The organism is Streptomyces sp. NPDC002669 (assembly GCF_042889165.1).
GTDB lineage: Bacteria > Actinomycetota > Actinomycetes > Streptomycetales > Streptomycetaceae > Streptomyces.
On sequence record NZ_JBIAQQ010000013.1, the window covers coordinates 62,118 to 86,063 of the forward strand.

The 23,946-nt window shown below is 72.8% G+C and carries 19 protein-coding genes; 8 read left to right on the top strand and 11 right to left on the bottom strand.

All coding sequences use genetic code 11. From position 1 onward, the window contains the following. Nucleotides 1-151: 151 nt before the first annotated feature. The 9 genes from ACFYW1_RS20485 to ACFYW1_RS20525 form a co-directional block, all read right to left on the bottom strand. Nucleotides 152-1,201 (bottom strand): glutamate ABC transporter substrate-binding protein, encoded by a 1,050-nt coding sequence (locus ACFYW1_RS20485; protein WP_388994730.1) that lies wholly within the window; start codon nucleotides 1,199-1,201, stop codon nucleotides 152-154. Nucleotides 1,202-1,212: 11 nt separating this feature from the next. Continuing rightward, nucleotides 1,213-2,592 carry a hypothetical protein gene (locus ACFYW1_RS20490; RefSeq protein WP_388994733.1) on the bottom strand — a complete coding sequence of 460 codons (1,380 nt, stop codon included), beginning with the start codon at nucleotides 2,590-2,592 and terminating at the stop codon, nucleotides 1,213-1,215. A gap of 327 nt (nucleotides 2,593-2,919) precedes the next feature. After that, a complete protein-coding gene (locus ACFYW1_RS20495) occupies nucleotides 2,920-3,894 on the bottom strand; it encodes an N-acetylglucosamine kinase (protein WP_388994737.1) in 975 nt (324 codons plus the stop codon). After that, a complete protein-coding gene (locus ACFYW1_RS20500) occupies nucleotides 3,885-5,150 on the bottom strand; it encodes a 6-phospho-beta-glucosidase (RefSeq protein ID WP_388994740.1) in 1,266 nt (421 codons plus the stop codon). Before ACFYW1_RS20500 ends, ACFYW1_RS20495 begins: the two co-directional genes overlap by 10 nt. A 2-nt stretch (nucleotides 5,151-5,152) precedes the next feature. Continuing rightward, on the bottom strand, nucleotides 5,153-6,055 hold the full coding sequence (locus ACFYW1_RS20505) for a carbohydrate ABC transporter permease (RefSeq protein ID WP_388994743.1): 903 nt from the start codon (nucleotides 6,053-6,055) through the stop codon (nucleotides 5,153-5,155). A 1-nt stretch (nucleotide 6,056) separates the two neighbouring features. Continuing rightward, nucleotides 6,057-7,025, bottom strand: a complete 969-nt coding sequence (locus tag ACFYW1_RS20510) for a carbohydrate ABC transporter permease (RefSeq protein WP_388994746.1) — start codon at nucleotides 7,023-7,025, stop codon at nucleotides 6,057-6,059. A 7-nt stretch (nucleotides 7,026-7,032) separates the two neighbouring features. Then, a complete protein-coding gene (locus ACFYW1_RS20515) occupies nucleotides 7,033-8,370 on the bottom strand; it encodes an ABC transporter substrate-binding protein (protein WP_388994749.1) in 1,338 nt (445 codons plus the stop codon). 50 nt (nucleotides 8,371-8,420) lie between these two features. Next, entirely contained in the window at nucleotides 8,421-9,644 is a 1,224-nt protein-coding gene (locus ACFYW1_RS20520) for an ROK family transcriptional regulator (protein WP_388994752.1), read from the bottom strand. 292 nt (nucleotides 9,645-9,936) lie between these two features. Next, nucleotides 9,937-11,004, bottom strand: a complete 1,068-nt coding sequence (locus ACFYW1_RS20525; protein WP_388994755.1) for a mechanosensitive ion channel family protein — start codon at nucleotides 11,002-11,004, stop codon at nucleotides 9,937-9,939. 376 nt (nucleotides 11,005-11,380) lie between these two features. Between ACFYW1_RS20525 and ACFYW1_RS20530 the strand changes: the two genes are divergently transcribed. Then, nucleotides 11,381-11,917, top strand: coding sequence for an HNH endonuclease (locus ACFYW1_RS20530; RefSeq protein WP_388994758.1), 537 nt, complete (start codon nucleotides 11,381-11,383; stop codon nucleotides 11,915-11,917). Nucleotides 11,918-12,024: 107 nt separating this feature from the next. Here ACFYW1_RS20530 and ACFYW1_RS20535 read toward each other — a convergent pair whose 3' ends face one another. Beyond that, on the bottom strand, nucleotides 12,025-15,042 hold the full coding sequence (locus ACFYW1_RS20535) for a beta-N-acetylglucosaminidase domain-containing protein (RefSeq protein ID WP_388994761.1): 3,018 nt from the start codon (nucleotides 15,040-15,042) through the stop codon (nucleotides 12,025-12,027). A 313-nt stretch (nucleotides 15,043-15,355) separates the two neighbouring features. On the opposite strand from ACFYW1_RS20535, the gene ACFYW1_RS20540 reads away from it, so the two are divergent. The 5 genes from ACFYW1_RS20540 (at nucleotide 15,356) to alc (ending at nucleotide 20,504) form a co-directional block, all read left to right on the top strand. After that, a complete protein-coding gene (locus ACFYW1_RS20540; protein ID WP_388994764.1) occupies nucleotides 15,356-15,610 on the top strand; it encodes a hypothetical protein in 255 nt (84 codons plus the stop codon). 15 nt (nucleotides 15,611-15,625) lie between these two features. Further along, complete coding sequence (gene malQ, locus ACFYW1_RS20545) at nucleotides 15,626-17,848, top strand: 4-alpha-glucanotransferase (RefSeq protein WP_388994767.1); 2,223 nt, start codon at nucleotides 15,626-15,628, stop codon at nucleotides 17,846-17,848. Between the two features lie 103 nt (nucleotides 17,849-17,951). Further along, nucleotides 17,952-18,182 (top strand): hypothetical protein, encoded by a 231-nt coding sequence (locus tag ACFYW1_RS20550; RefSeq protein WP_148835232.1) that lies wholly within the window; start codon nucleotides 17,952-17,954, stop codon nucleotides 18,180-18,182. Nucleotides 18,183-18,385: 203 nt separating this feature from the next. Further along, nucleotides 18,386-19,309 (top strand): LysR family transcriptional regulator, encoded by a 924-nt coding sequence (locus ACFYW1_RS20555; RefSeq protein WP_388994772.1) that lies wholly within the window; start codon nucleotides 18,386-18,388, stop codon nucleotides 19,307-19,309. 55 nt (nucleotides 19,310-19,364) lie between these two features. Continuing rightward, nucleotides 19,365-20,504 (top strand): allantoicase, encoded by a 1,140-nt coding sequence (gene alc / locus ACFYW1_RS20560; RefSeq protein ID WP_388994775.1) that lies wholly within the window; start codon nucleotides 19,365-19,367, stop codon nucleotides 20,502-20,504. Nucleotides 20,505-20,679: 175 nt separating this feature from the next. Here the strand turns inward: alc and pepN are convergent, their stop codons facing one another. Beyond that, on the bottom strand, nucleotides 20,680-23,256 hold the full coding sequence (gene pepN / locus ACFYW1_RS20565) for an aminopeptidase N (protein ID WP_388994778.1): 2,577 nt from the start codon (nucleotides 23,254-23,256) through the stop codon (nucleotides 20,680-20,682). A 99-nt stretch (nucleotides 23,257-23,355) separates the two neighbouring features. On the opposite strand from pepN, the gene ACFYW1_RS20570 reads away from it, so the two are divergent. Then, nucleotides 23,356-23,586, top strand: a complete 231-nt coding sequence (locus tag ACFYW1_RS20570; protein ID WP_356931459.1) for a ribbon-helix-helix domain-containing protein — start codon at nucleotides 23,356-23,358, stop codon at nucleotides 23,584-23,586. After that, nucleotides 23,573-23,920 (top strand): type II toxin-antitoxin system PemK/MazF family toxin, encoded by a 348-nt coding sequence (locus tag ACFYW1_RS20575; RefSeq protein ID WP_388994782.1) that lies wholly within the window; start codon nucleotides 23,573-23,575, stop codon nucleotides 23,918-23,920. Before ACFYW1_RS20570 ends, ACFYW1_RS20575 begins: the two co-directional genes overlap by 14 nt. Nucleotides 23,921-23,946: the final 26 nt, after the last annotated feature.

Here is a 23,946-nt window from a genome sequence, read left to right on the forward strand (position 1 = left end):
CCCCCCGCGCCCCCCGGCGCCCCCCCCCCGCCCCCCCCCCCCCCCCCCCGGCCCCCCCCCCCCCCCCCCCCCCCCCCCCCCCCCCACGCCCGGTGCCGGTGCCCTTCTCGATAACGTCTGCCCCGTCGTGCCGTCCGGTGCCGGGCTGCGGTCAGCCGGCCTCGGACCCGGGCTTCCCGGGCGCCGTCTTGCCGGGCAGTTTCTCCTCCAGCCACTTCTCGTACGACTTCGTCCAGCGGCCGTCCCTGCTGTAGTCGGCCAGCACCCGGTTGACCCGGGCCACCAGGTCGGTGGCGCCCTTCTTGGCGGCCACGCCGTAGTACTCCTCGGTGAACGGGGCGCCCTTGAACTCGACCGCCGGATCCTGGGCTATCTGCGCGGCCGCGAGGGCGTCGTCCGTGACCACGGCGTCGACCTCGCCGAGCTGCAACCGCGCCAGGCAGTCCAGCTGGTTGGAGACGTGGAGCCGGCTCCTGTCCTCCTCGCGGCGGGTCTGCGCGGGATCCTGGATGGCGTCGGGCACCTTCTGCTTCAGCACCGTGCGGGCGCTGGAGCCGTCGGCGGTGCACACCCGCTTGCCGGCCAGGGACTCGTACCCCTCGATGTCCGAGTCCTTCGACGCGATGACCTGCTGACCGGCCTGGAAGTAGGGCGTGGAGAAGGTGACGTTCTTCTCGCAGTTGATCGACATCGTGCGGACCACGAGGTCGATGTCGCCGTTCTCCAGCATCTTCTCCCGGTCGGCTGTGGAGACGACCCGGAAGACCACCCTCACATCCTTGCGCACCTCGGGCAGGATGTCCTCGGCGATGGCCTCGGCCAGGTCGATGTCGAAGCCCACGATCTCGTTCTCTTCGCTCTCCGGGTCGCGGGACGCCCAGAAGAGGCTGTTCTGGTCGACGCCCACGATCAGCCGGCCGCGTCTCTTGATCTCCCCGACCTTGTCGCCGGTCGCGTCGGCAGGGGAGACGCTCGCCCACGGGTCCGTCGTGCAGTCGGCGGCCCGGGCCCGCGTCACGTGCGTCGTCGACGTCGTCCCCGGGGCACCGGCGGAGGCGTCGGCGGCCGCGCCGGAACCGCCGAGGAGGAGCGGCAGCAGCGTGAACGAGGCCGTCACCGCGCAGGCCGCGGCCATGCCCGTCACACCGCCCCAGCCGCGCAGCCTGCCGGCGGCGTTGCCCGTCGTGCGTTTCCTGGTCATCGCTCCCCCTCTCACCGGTACTCCGAGACCCTGCGGTTGACACCGGCGATCACGGCGCCCGCCCCCAGCAGGGCGAGCAGGACCGCCCCGAACGGCAGCAGCGACAGTGCTCCGCGCCCGCTCTCCGCGGCCGTCCGGAACTGATCCCTCTCGTGGACGCGCGCGGCCTCCAGCTCGTCGCCCACCTGCTTGTACGAGGACGTCTTCGACCGGCCGATCTTCTCCCGCGCGTCCGTGTAGTCGCCCCTCTTCTCGCTCTCGCGGGCGGCCGTATGGCTCCGCCGCCACTCCTCGGTGGCGTTGAGCGCCCTGTTCACCGGGCCTTTCCCCTTGGAGTCCTCGGCAAGCTTTTCGGCCTTCGCCAACTGCCGACCGAGTTCTTCCATCTCGGTGGTGAAGCCGCTCTCGTACTTGTCCTCGCCCTCCGGGGTGAGGACCGAGCCCCGGGCGACCAGCGCGAGGTTCTCGTTGGCGCGGGCCTTCAGGGAGTCGATCCGCGCGGAGTTGAGCACGTCGAGGGACCGCTGGCCGTGCACGTCGGCGTCGCGCAGTCCGGACCTGGCCATCGTGTGCCCCACGGCCAGCCACAGCAGGACGACGGTGGACGCGGCGGTCGCGACGAGCAGACCGCGGTTGAAGACCCGGTTCGTCCTGCGGTAGTCGCGGCGCTGCGCCCAGTACAGCGCGCCCAGGGTCACGAAGCCCAGCCCGATCGAGAGGAACGGCCAGGTCCGGGCGTCGTCGCGGTCCCTGCCGAGCCGCTCGGTCTCCGAGACGTACAGGCTCTCGGCGGCCGGCAGCAGGCCCTCGGTCATCTTCTCGTTCGCGTAACGCAGGTACGCGCCGCCCAGCGGGAAGCCCTGGCGGTTGTTGTCGCGGGCCCGCTCGACCAGTCGCACGTACTCGGGAAGCTTCTCGTAGAGCTCGGTGATCCGGGCCCTGGACTCCTGCGACGCGCTCGTGTCGCTCGCCGCCGCCTGCAGCCACTTGTACGTGTTGCCGATGGCCTCGTCGTACTCCTTGCGGGTACCGGCGGGTTCCTGCCGTCCGGCCAGGAAGCCCTCGGTCACCGCGGCGTCGGCGGCGGCCAGGGACCGGAAGATGTCGGCCGCGTGGCTGCTCAGCGGCTGGCTGTGCTCCACCACGTCGTTGGCGGACCCCGCCCGGTCCTGGACCTCCAGCGCCGTCACGCCCCCGAACGCGACGACGATCAGGGCCAGTACGGCCCCGATGACCCGGAGCCTGCCCGGCTCGGTCGTGGCGGCGGCCCGCATCCGGTCGGTCGCCCGGGGCCGGGGCGTGCGCCGGTCGGGGCCGGGGGCGGTCACGGGCACGGACGGCTGAGCCCGCGCCTTTTCCGGCGCGGTGCGCGCGGTCGGCGGGTGTGTCACCTGACCTCCCCCTCGGTCGTCGACGTGGCCCGGCCCCGCCCGGTCCGGGGAGCCGTCGCCCGGCCAGAAGTATGGCCGCAGGGACCGCATCCGCACCAGGAACGTTCTGGATCGCGCACCGGTCCGTGACACGATCACAGCATTCGATCAAGGCGTGCGCCGTCGATCAAGCCCGATCGGCGGTCCGGTCCGCGGAACGGACCTTCCTCCCCATCCATGAACACGTGCGGAGCGACCGAACGGTTCCCGTCCGGCGCCGGTGCGCGAGGGGCGCCCCGCGACGCCGTGCGCCGTGGAACGCCCCTCGAAAGGACCGCAGTTGCGGGTTCAGGAGTACTGCGCGCGCAGCCTCCCGTGCACCTCGGCGCTCGCGCCCACGTGGTCCAGGCCCAGCAGCGCGGCCCCCAGCACCGGAGGCTCCGTCACCACCCGGATGTGTGCCCTCGGGGCCCGCGCCGCGAGACGTTCGGCGATCCCCCCGTCCAGCCGCGGGTGACGGGCCGCCAGCACACTGCCGCCCAGCACCACCGGCGCCTCCTCGTCCAGCAGCCCGAGCCGGCCCAGCGCGACCGAGGCCATCGCGACGACCTCGTCCGCCATCCGGTCCACCAGCGCGACCGCCGCCGGATCGCCGTCCGCCGCGGTCGCGAAGAGCACCGGGGCCAGCTCGTGCCGGCGCTCGGGCCCGATCCGGCCCAGGTGCAGGGCCTCGATCAGGGCGTACATCGAGTCCAGCCCGAAGTGTCCGGGCAGCGTGCGGGCCAGCTCGGTCGGACCGCCGCGGCCGTCCTCGGCCCGCGCGGCGACCCACATCGCCTCCTCGGCCAGACCGCCACCACCGCCCCAGTCGCCGGAGATCCGGCCCAGGGCGGGGAACCGCGCGGTCCGGCCGTCCGGCACCATGCCGACGCAGTTGATCCCCGCGCCGCAGACGACGGCCACGCCCCGCGGCTCGTCCACCCCCGCGCGCAGTATCGCGAAGGTGTCGTTGCGCACCTCGACCGAGGGGCTCCAGCCGCGGGCGTGCAGCGCCGCCGCCAACTGCTCCTCCTCCACCGGGAGATCGGCGTTGGCGAGGCAGGCCGAGACGTGGGCGACGGCGCCGGCGGGCACGCCGGCCCGCTCCAGCGCACGGTCGACGATCGCGCCGAGAGCGTCCACGGCCACGTCCACACCCACGAACGGTGGCTGGAAACCACCGCCGCGGGCCGTCGACAGAATCGTTCCGTCAGCGGCGATCAGCGCCACGTCGGTCTTGCTGTTCCCCGCGTCGATGGCGAGGACCGCAGTGTTCACGCCCACGCCAGGTGCTCCCGGTTGTGTGCGATCAGCTTGTCGGTGAGCGCCTCGGCGTAGGCGAACTGACCGATCAGCGGATGGGCGAGCAGGGCCTTGAACACCCGGTCCCGGCCACCGCGCAGGGCCGCCTCCAGGGCCAGGTCCTCGTACGCCGTCACATCGGCGATCAGCCCGGCGTACAGCGGGTCCAGCTCCGGCACGGCGAGCGGGACGGCGCCCGTGCCGTCGACCCGGGCCTGCACCTCGATCACTGCGTCGTCCGGCAGGAACGGCAGCGTCCCCCGGTTGTACGTGTTGACCACCTGCACCGCGGAGCCGCCCGAGCCGAGCAGTGAGGACGCCAGGTCCACGGCGGCCTCCGAGTAGAAGGCGCCGCCGCGCTTGGCGAGCAGCGCGGGCTTCTCGTCCAGCGCCGGATCGCCGTACATGGCCAGGAGTTCCTTCTCCATCGCGGCGACCTCGGCGGCGCGGGACGGCTTGGTGCCGAGCTCCCTGACGACCTCGTCGTGCGCGTAGAAGTAGCGCAGGTAGTACGAGGGGACGACGCCGAGCCGGTCGACGAGCGCCCGGGGCATGCGCAGGTCGTCCGCGATGGTGTCGCCGTGCTCGGCGAGCAGCCTCGGCAGGACGTTCTCGCCGTCCGGGCCGCCCAGGCGCACCCCGAGCTCCCACGTCAGGTGGTTGAGCCCGACGTGGTCGAGGTGCACCTCGGCGGGGGTGACGTCGAGGAGCCGGGCGAACTTCCGCTGGAAGCCGATCGCCACGTTGCACAGGCCGACGGTCTTGTGACCGGCCTGGAGCAGTGCCCGGGTGACGATGCCGACCGGGTTGGTGAAGTCGATGATCCAGGCGTTCGGGTTGGTGCGGCGGACCCGTTCGGCGATGTCCAGGACGACCGGCACGGTGCGCATCGCCTTGGCGAGGCCGCCGGCGCCGGTGGTCTCCTGGCCGACGCAGCCGCACTCCAGCGGCCAGGTCTCGTCCTGGTTGCGGGCGGCCTGGCCGCCGACGCGCAACTGGAGCAGGACCGCGTCGGCGTCGGCGACGCCCGCGTCGAGGTCCGAGGTCGTGACGATCCGCCCCGGGTGGCCCTGCTTGGCGAAGATCCGCCGGGCGAGGCCGCCGACGAGTTCCAGCCGGTCGGTCGCCGGGTCGACGAGGACCAGCTCCTCGATCGGCAGCGTGTCCCGCAGCCGGGCGAAGCCGTCGATCAGTTCAGGCGTGTAGGTGGACCCGCCACCAACTACTGCGAGCTTCATGGTCAGCCCTTTACTCCGGTCAGTGTGACGCCCTCGACAAACGCCTTCTGGGCGAAGAAGAAGACGAGGATCACGGGGGCCATGACCAGTACGGTCGCGGCCATGGTCAGGTTCCAGTCGGTGTGGTGCGCGCTCTTGAAGGACTCCAGCCCGTAGCTGAGCGTCCAGGCGGCCGAGTTCTCCGAGGCGTAGATCTGCGGCCCGAAGTAGTCGTTCCAGGCGTAGAAGAACTGGAAGAGCGCGACGGCGGCGATGCCCGGTTTGGCCATCGGCACGACGACCTTGAGCAGGGTGCGCAGTTCGCCGCAGCCGTCGACCTTCGCGGCGTCCAGGTACTCGTCCGGGATGGTCAGCAGGAACTGCCGCAGCAGGAAGATGGAGAACGCGTCGCCGAACGCCATCGGGATGATCAGCGGCCAGAGCGTGCCGGACAGGTCCAGCTGCTTCGCCCAGAACAGGTACATCGGGATGACGATGACCTGCGGCGGCAGCATCATCATCGAGATGACGAGCATCAGCGACAGGTGCCGGCCGCGGAAGCGGAACTTGGCGAGCGCGTACGCCACGGGCAGCGAGGAGACGACCGTGAGGACGGTGCCGAGCCCCGCGTACAGCAGGGTGTTGCGCCACCAGAGCAGGAAGCCGTCGGTCTCGAAGACCTTCCGGTAGTTGCCCCACTCGAAGGGGTGCGGCCACAGGTCGCGGGTCAGCGCCTGCTGGTCGCTCATCAGCGAGGTGAGCAGCAGGAAGACGAAGGGCAGCACGAAGAAGAGCGCGGCCGCGACGCCGAGCGCGTGCACGGCGATCCAGTTCAGCAGCGCCTTGCGGCGCGCGGTGCGTTCGGACGGCGTGGCCGGGCCGGGAACCGGTCCGGTCGTCTTCACGGGGTCGAGAACCTGCGCCACGTCACCCACCTGCCTGGATCAGCCCGCTGCGGCGCCGCATCAGCAGTGCGGTGAACGCCATGGCGAGGACGAAGAGAACGAGCGCGACCACGCAGGCGGAGCCGTAGTCGAAGCGCTGGAAGCCGAGGTTGTAGATCACCTGCGGAAGCGTCAGTGTCGACTTGTCGGGATAGCCCGGTTCGAACTGCTGTCCGGAGCCGCCCATCACCCCGGAGGCGACCTTCCCGGCCACGAACGGCTGGGTGTAGTACTGCATCGTCTGGATGATCCCGGTGACCACCGCGAACATGATGATCGGTGAGATGTTCGGCAGCGTGACGAAGCGGAAGCGCTGGAACGAGGACGCCCCGTCCAGCTCCGCCGCCTCGTACTGTTCCTTCGGCACGTCGAGCAGCGCGGCCATGAAGATCACCATCAGGTCGCCCACCCCCCACACCGCGAGCGCGGTCAGGGCCGGCTTGGACCAGGTGGGGTCGGTGAACCAGCCCGGCGCGGGCAGCCCCAGCTCGCCGAGGAACGAGTTGACCGGCCCGGTGCCGGGGTTGAGCAGGAAGACGAAGCCGAGGGTCGCCGCCACGGGCGGGGCCAGGTAGGGCAGGTAGAACAGGGTGCGGAAGACCCCGGTGCCGGTCTTGATCTTCGTGATCAGCAGCCCGACGCCGAGACCGAACACCACCCGGCAGCTGACCATGACCACGACCAGCCAGAGCGTGTTGCGCAGCGCCGGCCAGAACAGCGGGTAGTCGTTGAGGACGAACGACCAGTTCTTCAGGCCGCTGAACTCGGGGGGCGTGAAACCGTCGTAGGAGGTGAAGGAGAAGTAGACCGTGGAGATCAGCGGGTAGGCGAAGAAGACGCAGAACCCGATCAGCCACGGCGACATGAAGGCCGCGGTCCGCAGCGCCGAGCGGCGGCGCCTCGTGGCGAGCGTCGAGGGACGGCGCTTCGGACGGAGCGTGTGCGTGCTCATCGCGCTACTACTTCGCCTGCTCGATCGCCGCGTCGATCTCCGCGGCGGTCTTCTTCAGGCCCGCCGCGATGTCCTTCTGCTCGCCTTTCTCGACGGCGAACCCGAGGTTCTGCAGGGACACCAGGTACGCGCCGCCGTTCACCGAGGGCGGGGTGGTGGTGCTGGCCGGGTTCGCGGCGATGTCCAGGAAGGTCTTGAAGCGCGGGTCGTACTTCAGCTTCGGCGACTTCAGCGCCGCCAGGGTGGAGGGCACGTTGTGGATGGCGTTGGCGAAGTTCACCACCGCGCCGGTGTCGGTGGTCATGAACTTCACCAGCTCCCAGGCCGCGTTCTGCTTCTGCGAGGTGGCGGCGATGCCGGCGATGGTGCCGGTCAGATAGCCCCTGCCGTAGGTGTCGGCCCGGTCGTCGGGGACGGGCATCGGGGCGACGCCGATCTCGAACCCCGGCTTGGCCTCCTCGGCCATTCCCAGCCGCCACTCGCCGTCCAGCTGCATGGCCACCTGGCCGGTGTGGAAGGGGTGCTTGGCGCCCCATTCGTCGCCGAGCGAGGTGCGGAACTTCTCCAGCTTCTCGTACCCGCCCAGGTCGTCGACCAGCTTCTTCTGGGTGCTCAGCATGTCGGCGAACGCCGGGTCCTTCGCGATGTTCGACTTGCCGTCCGCGTCGAAGTACTTCGGGTCCCAGCCGCCGAGGTAGTGCTCGGTCGTCGTCTCGTACCCGTGGTAGTTCGGCATGAAGCCGAGCCGCTCGTACGAGTCGCCCCTGGTCTTCGTCAGCTTCTTGGCGACCTCGGCCAGCTGGGACCAGGTCCGCGGCGGCTCGGTGATGCCGGCCTTCTCGAACGCGTCCTTGTTGTAGTAGAGGCCGTAGGCGTCGCCGAGCAGCGGCACGGTGCACCGCACGCCGTCGAACTGCGTGTACTCGTTCATCGCCTTCGGGAAGGTCTTCTCCGGGTCGATGCCGTCCTTCTTCAGGAACGGGTTCAGGTCGACGAACGCCTTCGACGAACAGAACTTGCCGACGTTGTTCGTGGTGAACGAGGAGACGACGTCCGGGGCCTTCGAACCGCCCGCCCGCAGCGCCTGGTTGATCTTGTCGTCGGTCATGTTGCCGACGACCTTCACATGGATGTTGGGGTGTTCCTTCTGGAAGGCGTCGACCGTCGCCTGGATCGCCTTCGCCTCGCCCGGGTTGACCCAGCCGTGCCAGAAGGTGATGGCCGTCTCCTTGGACGGATCATCGCCGGCACCGGAGTTGTTCTGGCCGGTACAGGCCGAGGCGAACAGAGAGAGGGCGGCGGTCGCGGCGAGTGCGACGGCCGACTTCCGGCGGTTTCCGGACATGGGGGCGTCTCCCGGTGAAGGAATGGGGGCGGAGGGAAGGGACGATCGGGTCAGCGGGACGTGTCGAAGACCTCGTCACGGGTGGTGACGAGGGCGCTCTCCAGCGCGCCGCGCAGCACGGGACGGTGCGTCACCTCACCGGCGATCAGCCGGGGCCGGGAGGCGGCCAGTTCGGAAAGCTCGGACTCCACCCGGCCGCGCAGCGGTTCCCCGCCGGCCGCGATCACATCGCCGGACAGCACGACGACCTCCGGGTCCAGCACGGCGGTCATCGAGGCGAGACCGGTCGCGATCCCGGTGGCGAACAGGTCGAGCAGCCGGGGGTACGGGCCGTCCTCGCCGGCCTGCGCGGCCTCGGCGGCGCGGGCGAGCAGCCGGGCCGCGACCTCGTGGTGGGTGCCGGAGGAACGGATCAGCTCGTCGTCGATGCCCAGCTCCCGGCCCAGCCGGGACAGCACCTGCGCCCCCGCCAGCTCCTGGAAGCCGCCCGCGTTCACCTTGGTGACCTGACGGACCAGCGGGGCGCCCGGCACCGGCAGGAAACCGACCTCGCCCGCGCCGCCGGTGAAGCCGCGGTGCAGCCGTCCGTTGATGACGAGGGCGGCGCCGAGCCCCTCCTCGTTCCACAGCAGGACGAAGTCCTCGTGGCCGCGCGCGGCGCCGAGGCGCTGCTCGGCCACCGCGACCAGGTTCACGTCGTTCTCGTACTCCACCGGCATCGGCAGGAAGGCGGCCAGCTCCTCCAGCAGCGTGGGGGAGTGCCAGCCCGGCAGGTGCGAGGCGTACCGCAGCCGTCCGGTGCCGGGGTCGAAGGCGCCGGGGGTGCCGATGACGACCCGGTGCACGTCGGAGCGGGTGAGCCCGGCGTCCTTGACCGCCCCGTCCAGCGCGTCCGCCACCTGCCGCACCACGCTGTCGGCGCGCCGCCCGGGGGTGCGCAGCTCGAACTCCCCGACGGTCTGCCCGGTCACGTCGGCGACGGCGGCGACGATCCGGCGGGCGGTCACGTCCAGCCCCGCGACATGGGCGGCCCGCGCGTTCACCCCGTACAACTGCGCGTTGGGCCCCGGACGGCCGGCCACCGTGCCGGTCGCGACCACCAGCCCGGCCGCCTCCAGCCGCGCCAGCAACTGCGAGGCGGTGGGCTTGGACAGCCCGGTCAGCTTCCCGATCCGGGTCCGCGAGAGCGGCCCGTGCTCCAGCAGCAGGTCGAGGGCGGCCCGATCGTTCATGGCGCGCAGAACGCGGGGGGTTCCCGGTGTGGTTCCGGCCATGCGTGCGGCACCTGCCCTCTGTTAGGAAAGTTTCCTATTTGGTGAGAGGACCGTATGCGCGCGTAACCGGGCCGTCAATGGGGGGAGGCCCGGCGGCAACCAAAGCGTTACCCGCGACACTTACCGGAACGTGTGGGTCCATGACGGCGCGCCCCCAACCGCATCGTGCGTCCACGCAGTTGACGGGGTATGGGAGTGCCTCCGCCCGCCTCGCCCCCATGCGCCGTGTCCCCGGCGCCGGTGGTGACCGGCCGGGGACACGGGACGCACGGCATGACCCGGACGAGGGACCCTACTTCCCCTTGTTCAGCGGCGGGGTGATCGGGGCCGTGGCCAGGGACTGGGGCGAGGTGGCCGAGGCGTAGGCGGACGGGGCGGCCACGGAGGCCGAGGGGTCGGGGGCGGTCGCCTCCTCGGCCTGGGCCGGGACGCCGCCGACGATGCGGATGCCCGCCTCGTCGAAGGCCCGCTTGATCCGCCAGCGCAACTCGCGCTCCACGCCCAGCGACTTGCCGGGCATCGTCTTCGCGGAGACCCGGACCGTCATCGAGTCCAGGAGCACGGCGTCCAGCCCCAGCACCTCCACCGGGCCCCAGAGCCGCTCGGACCAGGGCTCCTCCTTGGCCATGGCGGCGGCGGCCTCGGTGATGACCGTACGGACCCGGTCCAGGTCCTCGGTGGGACGCACCGTCACATCGACGCCGGCCGTGGACCAGCCCTGGCTGAGGTTGCCGATCCGCTTCACCTCGCCGTTGCGGACGTACCAGATCTCGCCGTCGGCACCGCGCAGCTTCGTGACCCGCAGGCCGACCTCGATGACCTCGCCGGAGGCGACGCCCGCGTCGACGGTGTCGCCCACCCCGTACTGGTCCTCCAGGATCATGAAGACGCCGGACAGGAAGTCGGTGACCAGGTTGCGCGCGCCGAAACCGATCGCCACACCGGCCACCCCGGCGGAGGCCAGCAGCGGGGCCAGGTTGATCTGGAACGCGCCCAGGATCATCAGGACGGCCGTGCCGAGGATCAGGAACGACGCGACCGAGCGGAGTACGGAACCGATCGCCTCCGAGCGCTGGCGGCGGCGTTCCGCGTTGACCAGCAGTCCGCCCAGCGTGGTGCCCTCGACCGCCTGGGCGCTGCGGTTCATCCGTTCTATGAGCTTGGTGAGAGCACGCCGGACCGCGATGCGGAGCATGATCGCGATCGCCGCGATGAGCATGATGCGCAGACCGGTGCTCAGCCAGGTGGACCAGTTCTCCTCCACCCAGCTCGCGGCGTGGCCGGCCTGTTCGGCGGCCTCGTCCAGCGAACCGACGGGCTCGGGTGACGGGGCTGCGGCCAGCAGGGCGGACAGGGACACGGCGGAACCTCCAGATGGACTACGGCAGACCAACCACACTAACGGGGCATCGCACGTCGTCCAGGGGCGCGTCCGGGGCGGGAGGAGCCCCCCGCGAGGGGAAACGGAGGACGGAACGAGGCAGAGGGGCACAGGCCGCCGGGGCGGCGTGTGGCCGATCGCACACCACGCGCGACCGCCGTCGGCCCCCGGCCGGAACCTTCCGCTCCGGCGCGCGCCCGGGGCGCGGGCGGCGGTCCGCGGCGGCCGGCGGCGGAAAAATCCTTCCGGCCCGTTACCTGCACGTGGTGGCGCTCCGACCAGGCAGGAGGAGAAACTGAGAGCGGATCGTCCCGGCGCGAGCCACGCGCCGCCGGCGTACAAGGAGGCATCCACCGTGCCGCATGTCCTGGTTCTCAACGCGTCGTACGAGCCACTCGGCGTCGTACCGCTCCGCCGCGCGCTCGTCCTCGTCCTCGAAAACAAGGCCATCTGCCTAGAGGAGTCCGGCGCCTTCATGCACAGTGCCACCCGGGCCGTTCCGGCCCCCAGCGTCGTCCGCCTGAAGCGGTTCGTACGCGTCCCGTACCGGGGGCCCGTACCGCTGACCCGCCGGGCGCTCTTCGCCAGGGACGGGGGACGCTGCATGTACTGCGGTGCCGCCGCGACCAGCATCGACCACGTGATTCCGCGCAGCCGCGGCGGACAGCACCGCTGGGACAACGTGGTGGCGGCCTGCCGCCGCTGCAACCACGTCAAGGCGGACCGGCACCTGCCGGAGCTCGGCTGGCGGCTGCACCAGCAGCCCGCCCCGCCCACGGGCCTCGCCTGGCGGATCATCGGCACGGGACATCGAGACCCGCGCTGGTTGCCGTACTTGCAACCCTTCGGCGCGGACGACGCGATGGCCCGGATCGACGGCATATCGGCCTGAGATCCGGGCCATCGTCGTCCCCGGGGCCGGGAAGGGGCCCCGGGGCGGTCCGGGATGCCCTCGGACCGGGCGGGTGCCGGGGCCCGGTGCGGGGCGGGCCGTGAGTCCTATTCCTCGCCGGCGACGGCGTACGCCTCCACGGACCACAGCGAGTAGCCGAACTCGGTGCCCCGGGCGTCGCCCTGGACCCTGAGGAAGCGGGTGTCCTTCGCGTCCATCCGGACCGACTCGCGCCCGCCCCCGCCCTCCCGGACGGTGGCCGCCGTGCGCCAGTTGCGGCCGTCGGGGGAGACCTGGACGCGGTAGCGGGAGGCGTACGCGTCCTGCCAGTGCAGCACCACCTTGCCGACCCGGGTGGCCCGGGGCAGCTCCGCCTGCCACCAGGCGCCGTCCTCGACGGGCGAGGACCAGCGGGTCCCCGGATCGCCGTCCGTGGCGGCCGACGCCGGGAAGTCGGGCGTCTCGTCGCCGGACGAGGACGCGGTGGCGGTGCGCAGCAGGTCGGGGCCGCCGGTGCGCGGGAACGCCCGGACGGTGAGGGTGCTGCGCTCGTCGCCGAAGCCGATCGGCACCTCGTACTCGCCGGCCGGGGTGCCCGCCGGGACCGTGATCTCGACGGGGACGGCGGTGTGCGAACCGCGCGGCACCCTCGTCCGCTTCGGGACGTTCACCTCGATGCCCTCGGGCGCCTTCGCGGTGAGTTCGCCCCGCACCTCGGCGGGGCGCCGGGCGGCCAGGTGCGCCTCGACCCGCTGCGGACCGCCGCCGATCACGGCGTCCGTCTCGCCGCGCGCGAGGTCGAGCCGGGCGGCGGGCTCGTCCCCGAACCAGGGCACGAGCGCCCGCACGTCCAGGGGCCGGGACGACGTGCTCCCGTCGCCCGCCCGGCTCCCGGGCACGAACGGCGGCAGGGAGCCCGTGACGACGGAGGGCGTCACCGGGACCTCCGCGGGACGGCTGATCCGGATCGCGTCGGTCCGCAGCCCCTTGGCCGTCGTCTGGGTCCAGCCGGTCGCCGACAGCGTGCCGAGCGTGCGCCAGCCCTCGCCGGGCACATGGGCCTCCAGCGTCGCACCGGCCACCGAGCCGCTGCCCGGCGCGGTCATCGCCGTCACCGTCTCCACCGGGCGGGGCCGGTCCAGCCGGACCGTGTAGCCGTCCGGCGTCCTGGAGACCGTACCGGCGTCGCGGTCCGCGCCCGTCCAGGCGTCCGCCTCCCGGCGCACCCGGTCCAGGAACGGCCCGAGGACCCCCTTGCCGACCGTCGCGCCGCCCGCCTTCACGGCCTTGTGCACCGGCTCCAGCGCCAGCGACGCCCGCCACGCGGCGGCGCCGTCACCGCGCGACTGGGCGCCCAGCAGATCGAGGGCCAGCTCGCCCGCCCGGCCGTACCGGGACAACTGCTCGCTCCACGGCCGCACTTCCTCGCCCAGCCGTCCGTCCGCCACCTCCGCCAGCCGCTCCGGGGCCCGGCGCATCACGGTGAACGCCGCCCGCAGCTCACGGGCCGCAGCGTCCCGCGCCGCGGCGTCCTCGCCGGTGCGGGACTTCCAGAACGCGGCCAGCAGCGGCCGCAGATACGCCGACTCGTCACCGCCCAGCACGGACGCGGCGCTGTTCCCGGCGAGCGCGCGCAGCGCGTCCCCGGTGCGCGCGTCGCCGCCCGCCAGGTCGTCGATCGCCGCCCGCCAGGACTCCTGCGGCCGGTAGCCCCGCGGGTTCCAGGCGAAGTCGGCGGCGGTGAACAGCGGGATGCGGGACGCGGAGGACTGCTCCATCGCGTTGGCGATCAGCGCCGCGGAACCGGTCGCCACCGCCGGGTCCCGGCCGGTGTACGGGCCGAGGAAGAGCCGGTCCTGGGCATAGTCGTTGACCGGGTAGTTGTCCAGCGTGACCAGCGGGTGCCGGAACGCGGCACGGGCCCCGGCCAGCTCCCCGCCGGTGATGGTCCGCGGCACGACCCCGACGCCGGTCCAGGCCACCTGGACCCGGCCGTCCAGCTCCTCGGCGAGCGCCGTGCGGTACTCGGTCGCCCCGTCCTGGTAGAACTCCGTCGGCATCACCGACAGCGGCGGCGCGTCCGGGTGACGGTCCGCGAGGTGCCGGGCCACCGCGCTGGCCACGCGCGCCTGCGCCCGGGCCGCGGCCTCGGGGCCCCGGCCGAAGGTGTCGGCGTCGGCGTCGCAGTGCCACTCGCTGTAGCTGACGTCCTGGAACTGGAGCTGGAAGGCCCGCACCCCCAGCGCCCACATCGCGTCGAGCTTCTTCGTCAGCGCCCGCACGTCGTCGTCCGACGACATGCACATGGCCTGGCCCGGCGAGACGGCCCAGCCGAGCGTCACGTGCGCCGCCCGCGCCCGCTCGGCCAGCGCCCGGAAGTCGGCGCGCCGGTCGGCCGGGTACGGGTCGCGCCAGCGGGCCTGCCGGTACGGGTCGTCGCCCGCCGCGTACAGGTACCTGTTCTGCTTCGTGCGCCCCATGAAGTCGATCTGCGCCAGCCGCTCGGCGCGGGACCACGGCTGCCCGTAGAAGCCCTCGGCCATGCCGCGCACGGCGGTGGCCGGCCAGTCCCGGACGGTCACCCCGGCGACGTCGCCGTCCCGGATCAGCTGACGCAGCGTCTGCACGCCGTGGAAGAGGCCGTCCTCGCCGACGCCGTCCAGGGCGACGGTGTCCCGGCCCCCGGTCCGGCCGGCCGCGATCCGGTACCCGCCGGAGGGCAGATCGCCGCGGGCGGGGGCACGCAGGGCGCGCAGCGCGTTCCGGGCGCCGTCGCCGCCGAGCCGGACGACCGGGCCGCGGCCGGGCAGGGACTCGTGGAGGGTCCGTACGCCCGCGTCCCGCAGGACCCGGCGCAGCGCGTCGACCGCGTACGGATCGGCGTGCGCGTCGGCGACGAGGGTGGCCTCGGAGGTGAGCGGCACGGACCGGCCGGCGGCCTCGACGGACTGCGGCCGGGGCCACACGGCGGGCGGCGTCCCGTCCGTGCGGTCGGGCGTGGTGGCGGCGGGGGAGGAGCCGGGCCCCGGAGGGGCCGCGACGGCGGCCGGGGCCTGGGCGGAGAGCAGCCCGCCGAACACGGCCACCGCGATGGCCGTCGCCTGCCCCCTGCGTGTGAGCCGCATGGCTCTCCTCACCTCGTTCCCGCCGATGGGTTCCGAGCCCACCACCCGCGTGCGAGGGTGTCAATGCGCATGGTTGTTGTGCCTGAAATGCCCGGTATGACGGTTGGGGTGAGGGGTGGTCGGCCGGGGCCGTCCGGCATCAAGGATGACGCCGGATGGCCGAAAACGGCGGACAACTTACGGGGAAACGGCCCCGGGGGAACGGAATGTGACCCGGAGCACGTTGAACTCGTTGTGGTAACGCCTACGTCTGTGGCAGAGCCCGCTGGGTAGGTCTGCCGTGTCCTGCTTCCCCCACGGCCAGGAGGCCGCCATGCCCGCCGCCGCGCAGCTTCTGCTCTCCGCCCTCTCCGGACAGGTCCCTTCCCCCGCCGCCCCGCCGGCCGATCCGGCCCCGGAGACCGGCCCCGGACCGCTGACCAGCGAGCCGCCGCTCGGTGACGCGATACCCCTGACCAGCGAGCCGCCGCTCGCCGACGTCACCCCCCTGACCAGCGAACCCCCGCTCGCCGTCAACGCTCCGCTGACCAGCGAGCCGGCCACCTCCGGCGGCGTGTGGGGCCCGTAGTCCCCAGGAGTCCGCATGGGCTTGACCCGGCTCGCCGCACTGCACGGCGTCGCCACCTCCCACTCCCCGTCCGCCGGACCGGCGGTCCCCGTCCCCGACGACACGGTCGTCGCGGTGCTCGCCGCGCTCGGCGTGGACGCCACCACGCCCGAAGCGGTACGGGAATCGCTCGCCGCCGCCGAATCGGCGGCCCGTTCCCGGCTGCTCCCGCCGACCGTGGTGGTGTGGACCGGGGAGCCGCTGCCGCCCGCCCTGACCGCCCTGCCGCCCGGCACCACGCTCGACATCAGGCTGGAGGACCCCGGAGCGCCCCCGGCCGCCCCGCACACGCGCGTCCCGGCCGGGCGAACGGATCCGGCCGCCTCGCCGTCAGCCATGCTGCGATCGGTCGTTTCACGGTCGACCGTTTCGTCATCGGCCGGTTCGCGAGCGGCCGCCGGGACGGACCCGCCGGTGACGCCCGACTGGTGGACGGAGCCGCCGCTCGGGGTGCACCGGCTGGCCGTGCGCGCGCCGGGCGGCCGGACCGCCGCCTGCACGCTCGTCGTCGCCCCGCCCCGGGCGCCCGCCCCGCCCGTCCGCGGCCACGGTTTCCTGGTCCAGCTCTACTCCCTGCTCTCCGCCCGCTCCTGGGGCATGGGCGACCTCGGGGACCTCGCCGACCTCGCCGCCTGGTCCGGGCGGGCCCTCGGCGCCGGCTTCGTCCAGGTCAACCCGCTGCACGCCGCCGTGCCCGGCGACCCCACCGACCCGTCCCCGTACCGCCCCTCGTCGCGGCGCTTCCCCGACCCCGTGCACCTGCGCATCGAGGACATTCCCGAGCACGGGCACGTGACCGACCGCGCCGCCCTCGACGACCTGCGCCAGAGCGCGGCCTCGCTCACCGACACGGTCCTGTACAAGGGCGCCCTGATCGACCGCGACGCCGTCTGGGAACTCAAGCGCCGAGCGCTCGAACTGGTACGGGAGGTGCCCCTCACCCCGGGCCGCCGCGCCGCTTACTGCGACTTCCTGGCCGCACAGGGGCAGGCCCTGGAGGACCACGCCCTGTGGTGCGCCCTCGCCGAGGTGCACGGCCCCGACTGGCACGCCTGGCCCGCCGCGCTCCGCGACCCCCGCTCCCGGGAGACCGCCCGCGCCCGCGGCGAACTCCTGGACCGGGTCGACTTCCACTGCCGGCTCGCCTGGCTGACCGACGGCCAGCTCGCCGCGGCCCAGCGCGCCGCCCTGGAGGCGGGCATGTCCATCGGCGTCGTCCACGACCTCGCCGTCGGCGTGCATCCCGGCGGCTCGGACAGCTGGGCCCAGCAGGACGCCCTCGCGCACGGCATGTCCGTCGGCGCACCCCCGGACGCCTTCAACGCCCGGGGCCAGGACTGGGGCCTGCCGCCCTGGCGCCCCGACGCCCTCGCCGCCACCGGCTACGCCCCCTACCGCGGACTGCTGCGCGGACTCCTCGCCCACGCGGGCGCGCTGCGCATCGACCACGTCATGGGCCTGTTCCGGCTCTGGTGGGTGCCCGAGGGCCGCCCGCCCACCGAGGGGACCTACGTCGGCCACGACGCGGAGGCGATGCTCGCCGTCCTCGTCCTGGAGGCGCACCGGGCCGGCGCGGTCGTCCTGGGGGAGGACCTCGGCACCGTCGAACCGGGGGTCCGCGAGGCCCTGGCCCGGCGCGGCGTCCTCGGCACCTCCGTGCTCTGGTTCGAGCGGGACTGGACGGACACCGGCCGCCCCCTGGCCCCCGAGCGGTGGCGCGAGAACTGCCTGGCCACGGTCACCACCCACGACCTGCCGTCCACCGCCGCCCGGCTGAGCGGCGACCACGTGACGCTGCGCCACCGCCTCGGCCTGCTCACCCGCCCCCTGGCGGTGGAGGCGGCGGCGGACGCGACCGACACCGCCGAATGGCTCGCACACCTCTCCCGCCTCGGTCTGCTGCCCGAGGGCGAGGGCGACGAGGAGGGCGCCGTCCGCGCCGCCCACCGCTTCCTGCTGCGCACCCCGGCCCGGCTGGTCGGCGTCTGGCTCCCCGACGCGCTGGGCGACCGCCGCCCGCAGAACCTCCCCGGCACCTGGGACCAGTACCCCAACTGGCGGCTGCCCGTCGCCGACGCGGAGGGAAACCCGGTCACCCTGGAGGAACTGGCCGCCGCACCCCGGCTGCACCGGCTGATGGAGGTCCTCGCGCCCCTGCGGAAGGGGCCGGGACCCCTTCACGGGCCCGCCCGCGAATGAATGCGCCGGAATTCCGGGCCCGCGCCGGGCCCGGGGCCGGTCCGCGACCCCGTACGGCACCCCCGGGCGCGCGCCCGTCCAGGGCGTTCGCTACGTTTGCACCGTGGACAAGAAGAACGCTATGCGCGCCGGTGCCGTCGCGGCCGGAACGACGCTGATGATGCTGCTCATGTCGTCCCCCGCGCTCGCGCTCACCCGCGACGACGGTGACGACCCGGGACCCGGCCTGAGCGCGATGGAGACCATCGGCCTCTACGTCGTGGCACCCATCGTGCTGTTCCTGGTCATCACGGGCCTGGTCATGGTCCTCGACAAGTCCAGGAAGCAGGCCTAGGACCGCAGGTCCGGGCCGCCCCGGACGCCGACGGACCGCCCCGTACGGCAGACGGCGGCCCGGCGGCCGGACCCGGCATCCCGCTCCTTCCGTGTGCGCCGCGGGTACTCGTACCGCGCGGCGCACACGCATGTCCGGAACGCGGCGCGCACCCGGCCGGTCGGGGGCGGTGCCGCCCGTGGGGCGCCGGGTAGGTTTCGGCCATGACCGAGTGGGACCTCAAGAAGCTCCGCATCCTGCGCACCCTGCGCGACCGGGGCACGGTCACCGCCACCGCGGAGGCCCTGCTGATGACCCCGTCCGCGGTCTCGCAGCAACTCTCCAACCTGTCCAGGCAGCTGGGCGTACCGCTCCTGGAGGCCCGGGGCCGGCGGGTCCGCCTCACCGACGCCGCACACCTCGTCCTGCGCCACGCCGAGGCCGTCTTCGCCCAACTGGAGCGCGCCGACGCCGAACTGACCGGCTATCTGCGCGGTGAGGCCGGCCAGGTGCGGATCGCGGCGTTCTCCACGGCGGTGCCCGCCCTCGTCGTCCCCGCCGTCCGGCTGCTGCGCGCCGAGGACCGCCCGGGGCCCGGCGTCCGGGTGCGGGAGGCGGAGGCCGCGCAGGCGTACGAGCTCCTGGCGGCCGGCGAGGTGGACCTCGCGCTGTCCCTCGCCGCGCACGCCCCGACCGCCCGCGACCCCCGGTTCACCGTGCTGCCCCTGCTCGCGGACCGCCTGGACGTGGCGCTGCCCGCGGACCACCGCCTCGCCGCCGCGCCCGCCCTCCGCCTGGCGGACCTCTCCGGCGACCCGTGGATCTTCGGCGGCTCGGGCCCCTGGTCGCAGATCACCACCGCCGCGTGCGAGGCCGCCGGATTCGTGCCCGAACAGGCGCACAGCGCCTCCGGCTGGACGGCGATCCTGGCCATGGTCGAGGCGGGCATGGGCGTCGCGCTGGTCCCGCGCATGGCCTCGGCGCAACGGTGCGTCCGGGACGGCGTGGTGATGCGCGCGCTCGACGCCGACCAGCCGCGCCGCCACGTGGTGGCGGCGGTGCGGCACGGCGCCGAACGGGGCCCCGGGGTGGCCCGGGTCCTGGCGGCGCTCACCGCGGCGGCCGAATCGTTCACCTCAGCTGAATAGACGATGCAAAAACATTCGATGGACCTGATGGTTCGTTCGCCGCGACAGTGGACGCATGACCTTCGACCAGGATGAGAACCACCACGACGACCCCCACGCCAACGACGCGGCCCCGTACGGCGGCGGTGACCCGTACGCCGACTACCGCACCACCGACCTCCCCTTCACCGAGCTCGTCGACCTCGCCGACCGCCGTCTCGGCGCGGGCGTGATCGCCGCCAACGACGAGTTCTTCGCCCAGCGGGAGAACCTCCTGCTCCGGGAGCGCGCGGTCTTCGACCCCGAGCGCTTCGGCCACAAGGGCAAGATCATGGACGGCTGGGAGACCCGCCGCAGGCGCGGCGCCGACGCCGACCACCCGTTCCCCGCCCCGGACGAGCACGACTGGGCCCTCATCCGGCTCGGCGCCCCCGGCGTCATCCGCGGCATCGTCGTCGACACCGCCCACTTCCGCGGCAACTACCCGCAGCGCGTGTCGATCCAGGCGGCCTCGGTCGAGGGCACCCCCGGCCCCGAGGAACTCCTCGCCGACGACGTGAAGTGGGAGGAGATCGTCCCGCCGACCCCCGTGCGCGGCCACGCCGCCAACGGCTTCGAGATCACCGGCGGACGCCGTTACACCCACGTACGGCTGTGCCAGCACCCCGACGGCGGCATCGCCCGCCTCCGCGTCCACGGCGAGGTCGTCCCCGACCCGGCCTGGCTCGCCACGCTCGGCACGTTCGACCTGATCTCGGTCCTGAACGGCGGCAGCTACGAGGACGCGTCGGACCGCTTCTACTCCTCGCCGACCCAGATCATCCTGCCCGGCACCTCGCGCAAGATGGACGACGGCTGGGAGAACCGGCGCCGCCGGGTCCGCGGCACCAACGACTGGGTCCGCTTCCGCCTCCCCGCCCAGGGAGCGGTCCGCGCGGTCGAGATCGACACGGCCTACCTCAAGGGCAACTCGGCCGGCTGGATCGCCCTCCAGGGCCGCAACGGCGAGACCGGCGAGTGGTTCGAGATCATCCCCCGCACCCGGCTCCAGCCCGACACCAATCACCGCTTCCCGCTCCGCGCCCGAGCGGTCGTCACCCACGTCCGGCTCGACGCCTTCCCGGACGGCGGCGTCGCCCGGATGCGCCTGCACGGCAGCCTGACGGAGACGGGCGCGGCCGAACTGGCCCGCCGTCACGAGGAGTCGAGCGCCTGACCCGGCTCCGTGCCCCCGCTCCCGCCCGTCGGACGGCTGCGCGACGGCGCCCGACCGACGGGCGGGTCTCCACACCGGCGGCACCCGGCCGGGCTCCACGGGGGAGTGACCGGCCGGGTGCCCCGGACCGGCGAGCGGTCCGGGGCGGGTGGCCGGGGCGGCCTGCGGCCGGCCGTTACGCCGTGGCCGCCGCCGCGTCCGCGGCCCGGGCCCTGAGCGCGCGCTCCACGCCCGAACGGGACTCCGAGATCAGCCGGCGCAGGGCCGCGCCCGGCTCGGCCGAGGCCAGCCAGGCGTCCGTGGCGTCCAGGGTCTCCTGCGCGACCTGGAAGGTCGGGTAGAGGCCGATCGCGATCTGCTGCGCCATCTCATGGCTGCGCGCGTCCCAGACGTCCTTGACCGACGCGAAGAACTTCTCCGCGTACGGGGCCAGCAGTTCGCGCTGGTCGGACTGGACGAAGCCGGAGATGACCGCCTCCTGGAGGGAGTTCGGCAGCTTGTCGGACTCGACGATGGAGGCCCATGCCTCCGCCTTCGCCTCCTCGGTGGGGCGGGCCGCGCGGGCGGTCGCCGCGTGGCGCTCACCCGCCGCCGTCCTGTCCCGCTCGTACTCGGCGGCGATCCCGTCCTCCTCCATGAGGCCGGTCGCGGCGAGCCGCTCGACGAACGCCCAGCGCAGCTCCGCGTCGACGGCCAGGCCCTCGATCGCCTCCCGGCCGTCCAGCAGGGCCTGCAACAGGTCCGTCTGCTGCGGGGTGCGGGCGGTCTCCGCGAAGGCGCGGGCCCAGGCCAGCTGGTGGTCGCTGCCCGGCTCCGCCGCGCGCAGGTGCGCCAGCGTCGCCTCGGTCCACCGGCTCAGCCCGGCCTCGCGCCACTCCGGCGCCGCGTACAGGTCCAGCGCCAGCTTCACCTGACGGTGCAGCGACTGAACGACGCCGATGTCCGACTCCTTGCCGATCCCGGAGAGCACCAGTTCGAGGTAGTCCCGGGTCGCCAGCTCGCCGTCCCGGGTCATGTCCCAGGCGGAGGCCCAGCACAGGGCCCGGGGCAGGGACTCGGGGAAGTCGCCCAGGTGCTCGGTGACGACGCGCAGCGACTCCTCGTCGAGCCGGACCTTCGCGTACGACAGGTCGTCGTCGTTGAGCAGGACCACGGCGGGGCGGGCGGTGCCGGCCGGGAACGGCACGACGGTGCGCGGGCCGTCGACGTCCAGCTCGATCCGGTCCGTGCGGACCAGCTTGCCGTCGGCGTCGAGGTCGTAGCAGCCGATGGCGATGCGGTGCGGGCGCAGCGTCGGCTCGCCCTTGGCACCGGCGGGGAGGGCCGGGGCCTCCTGGAGGACCGCGAAGGACGTGACGTGACCGTTCTCGTCCGTCTCGATCTCCGGGCGCAGGATGTTGATGCCCGCGGTCTCCAGCCACGCCTTCGACCAGGTCTTCAGGTCGCGGCCGGAGGTCTCCTCCAGCGCGCCCAGCAGGTCCGACAGCCGGGTGTTGCCGAACGCGTGCGCCTTGAAGTACGCCTGGACGCCCTGGAAGAACGCGTCCTTGCCGACGTACGCCACCAGCTGCTTCAGGACCGAGGCGCCCTTGGCGTAGGTGATCCCGTCGAAGTTGACCAGCACGTCGTCCAGGTCACGGATGTCGGCCATGATCGGGTGCGTGGACGGCAGCTGGTCCTGGCGGTAGGCCCAGGTCTTCTCGGAGTTGGCGAAGGTGGTCCAGGAGTTCGGCCACTTCGTGCCCGGCGCGTCCGCCTGGCAGGCGACCGAGGTGTACGTGGCGAACGACTCGTTCAGCCACAGGTCGTTCCACCACTCCATGGTGACCAGGTCGCCGAACCACATGTGCGCCAGCTCGTGCAGGATGGTCTCGGCGCGCCGCTCGTACGCCGCGTCCGTCACCTTCGACCGGAACACGTACTGGTCGCGGATGGTGACCGCGCCCGCGTTCTCCATCGCCCCGGCGTTGAACTCCGGGACGAAGAGCTGGTCGTACTTGGCGAACGGGTAGTCGTAGTCGAACTTCTCCTGGAACCAGTCGAAGCCCTGCCGGGTCACCTCGAAGATGTCGTCCGCGTCGAGGAACTCGGCCAGCGAGGGGCGGCAGTAGATGCCGAGCGGGACGGTCCGGCCGTCCTTCTCGTAGCTGCTGTGCACCGAGTGGTACGGGCCGACGATCAGGGCCGTGATGTACGTCGAGATGCGCGGCGTCGGCTCGAAGGACCAGACGTCGTCCTTCGGCTCGGGCGTCGGCGAGTTCGAGATCACGGTCCAGCCGGAGGGGGCCTTCACGGTGAACCGGAAGGTCGCCTTCAGGTCGGGCTGCTCGAAGCTCGCGAACACCCGGCGGGCGTCCGGCACCTCGAACTGGGTGTAGAGGTAAGCCTGCTGGTCGACCGGGTCGACGAAGCGGTGCAGGCCCTCGCCGGTGTTGGTGTACGCGCAGTCGGCGACGACCTTCAGCTCGTTGGAGCCCGCGACCAGGTGCGGGAGCGCGATGCGGGAGTCGCGGAACACGGCCGCGACGTCGAGCGACTTTCCGTTCAGCTCGACCTCGTGCACGGCGGGCGCGACCAGGTCGATGAACGTCTCCGCACCGGCTTCGGCGGAGTCGAAGCGCACGGTGGTCACGGACCGGTAGGTGCCGCCCTCCTGCGCTCCGGAGAGGTCGAGATCGATCTCGTACGCGTCCACGGTCAGCAGGCGCGCCCGCTCCTGTGCCTCTTCGCGGGTCAGATTCGTGCCAGGCACGCGGTCATCTCCTTGGGATGTGACGTTTTCGGTCATCCTTCCACGTCGCGCACTTCGGTGCGGTAGCCATCCATGAGCTACTTCGGTAGCATCAATGGTATGAAGATCAGTGTGAGTCTGCCGCAGGAGGACGTCGCATTTGTCGACGAGTACGCCACGAAGACCGATGCCGACTCCCGGTCCGCGGTGATCCACGCCGCGATCGAGCTGCTGCGCGCCTCGAATCTGGAGGCCGACTACGAGGCGGCGTTCGCGGAATGGGACGCGAGCGAGGACGCCGCGTTCTGGGACCAGTTCTCGGGGGACGGGCTCAACGATGAGGCGCGGTGACATCTACCTGGTCGAGTACGAGCCGGTCCGGGGCAGCGAGGCGAACAAAGCCCGCCCGTCGGTGGTCGTCTCGAACGACGGGGCCAACGCTGTCGTCTCCAGGACGGAGCGCGGTGTGATCACCGTGGTGCCGCTGACGTCGAACACCTCCCGGATCTACCCTTTCCAGGTGCTGCTCCCCGCAGAGGAGTGCGGCCTGCCGAAGGACTCGAAGGTGCAGTGCGAGCAGGTGCGCGCGATGGCTCACGAGCGGTTCCTCCGACGCGTCGGCACCGTCCCCCGCCCGCGCATGGCCGAGATCGATGCCGCCCTGCGCCGCCACCTCGCCCTCTGAGCACACCCGGACGCACGCATGCGAAA

Coding starts and splice junctions, on each gene's coding strand:
- ACFYW1_RS20500 (WP_388994740.1), bottom strand. CDS start 5,150: ATGAAGCTCGCAGTAGTTGGTGGCGGGTCCACCTACACGCCTGAACTG.
- alc (WP_388994775.1), top strand. CDS start 19,365: ATGACCTTCGACCAGGATGAGAACCACCACGACGACCCCCACGCCAAC.
- ACFYW1_RS20555 (WP_388994772.1), top strand. CDS start 18,386: ATGACCGAGTGGGACCTCAAGAAGCTCCGCATCCTGCGCACCCTGCGC.
- ACFYW1_RS20540 (WP_388994764.1), top strand. CDS start 15,356: ATGCCCGCCGCCGCGCAGCTTCTGCTCTCCGCCCTCTCCGGACAGGTC.
- ACFYW1_RS20570 (WP_356931459.1), top strand. CDS start 23,356: ATGAAGATCAGTGTGAGTCTGCCGCAGGAGGACGTCGCATTTGTCGAC.
- ACFYW1_RS20535 (WP_388994761.1), bottom strand. CDS start 15,042: ATGCGGCTCACACGCAGGGGGCAGGCGACGGCCATCGCGGTGGCCGTG.
- ACFYW1_RS20520 (WP_388994752.1), bottom strand. CDS start 9,644: ATGGCCGGAACCACACCGGGAACCCCCCGCGTTCTGCGCGCCATGAAC.
- malQ (WP_388994767.1), top strand. CDS start 15,626: ATGGGCTTGACCCGGCTCGCCGCACTGCACGGCGTCGCCACCTCCCAC.
- ACFYW1_RS20510 (WP_388994746.1), bottom strand. CDS start 7,025: ATGAGCACGCACACGCTCCGTCCGAAGCGCCGTCCCTCGACGCTCGCC.
- ACFYW1_RS20485 (WP_388994730.1), bottom strand. CDS start 1,201: ATGACCAGGAAACGCACGACGGGCAACGCCGCCGGCAGGCTGCGCGGC.
- ACFYW1_RS20575 (WP_388994782.1), top strand. CDS start 23,573: ATGAGGCGCGGTGACATCTACCTGGTCGAGTACGAGCCGGTCCGGGGC.
- ACFYW1_RS20515 (WP_388994749.1), bottom strand. CDS start 8,370: ATGTCCGGAAACCGCCGGAAGTCGGCCGTCGCACTCGCCGCGACCGCC.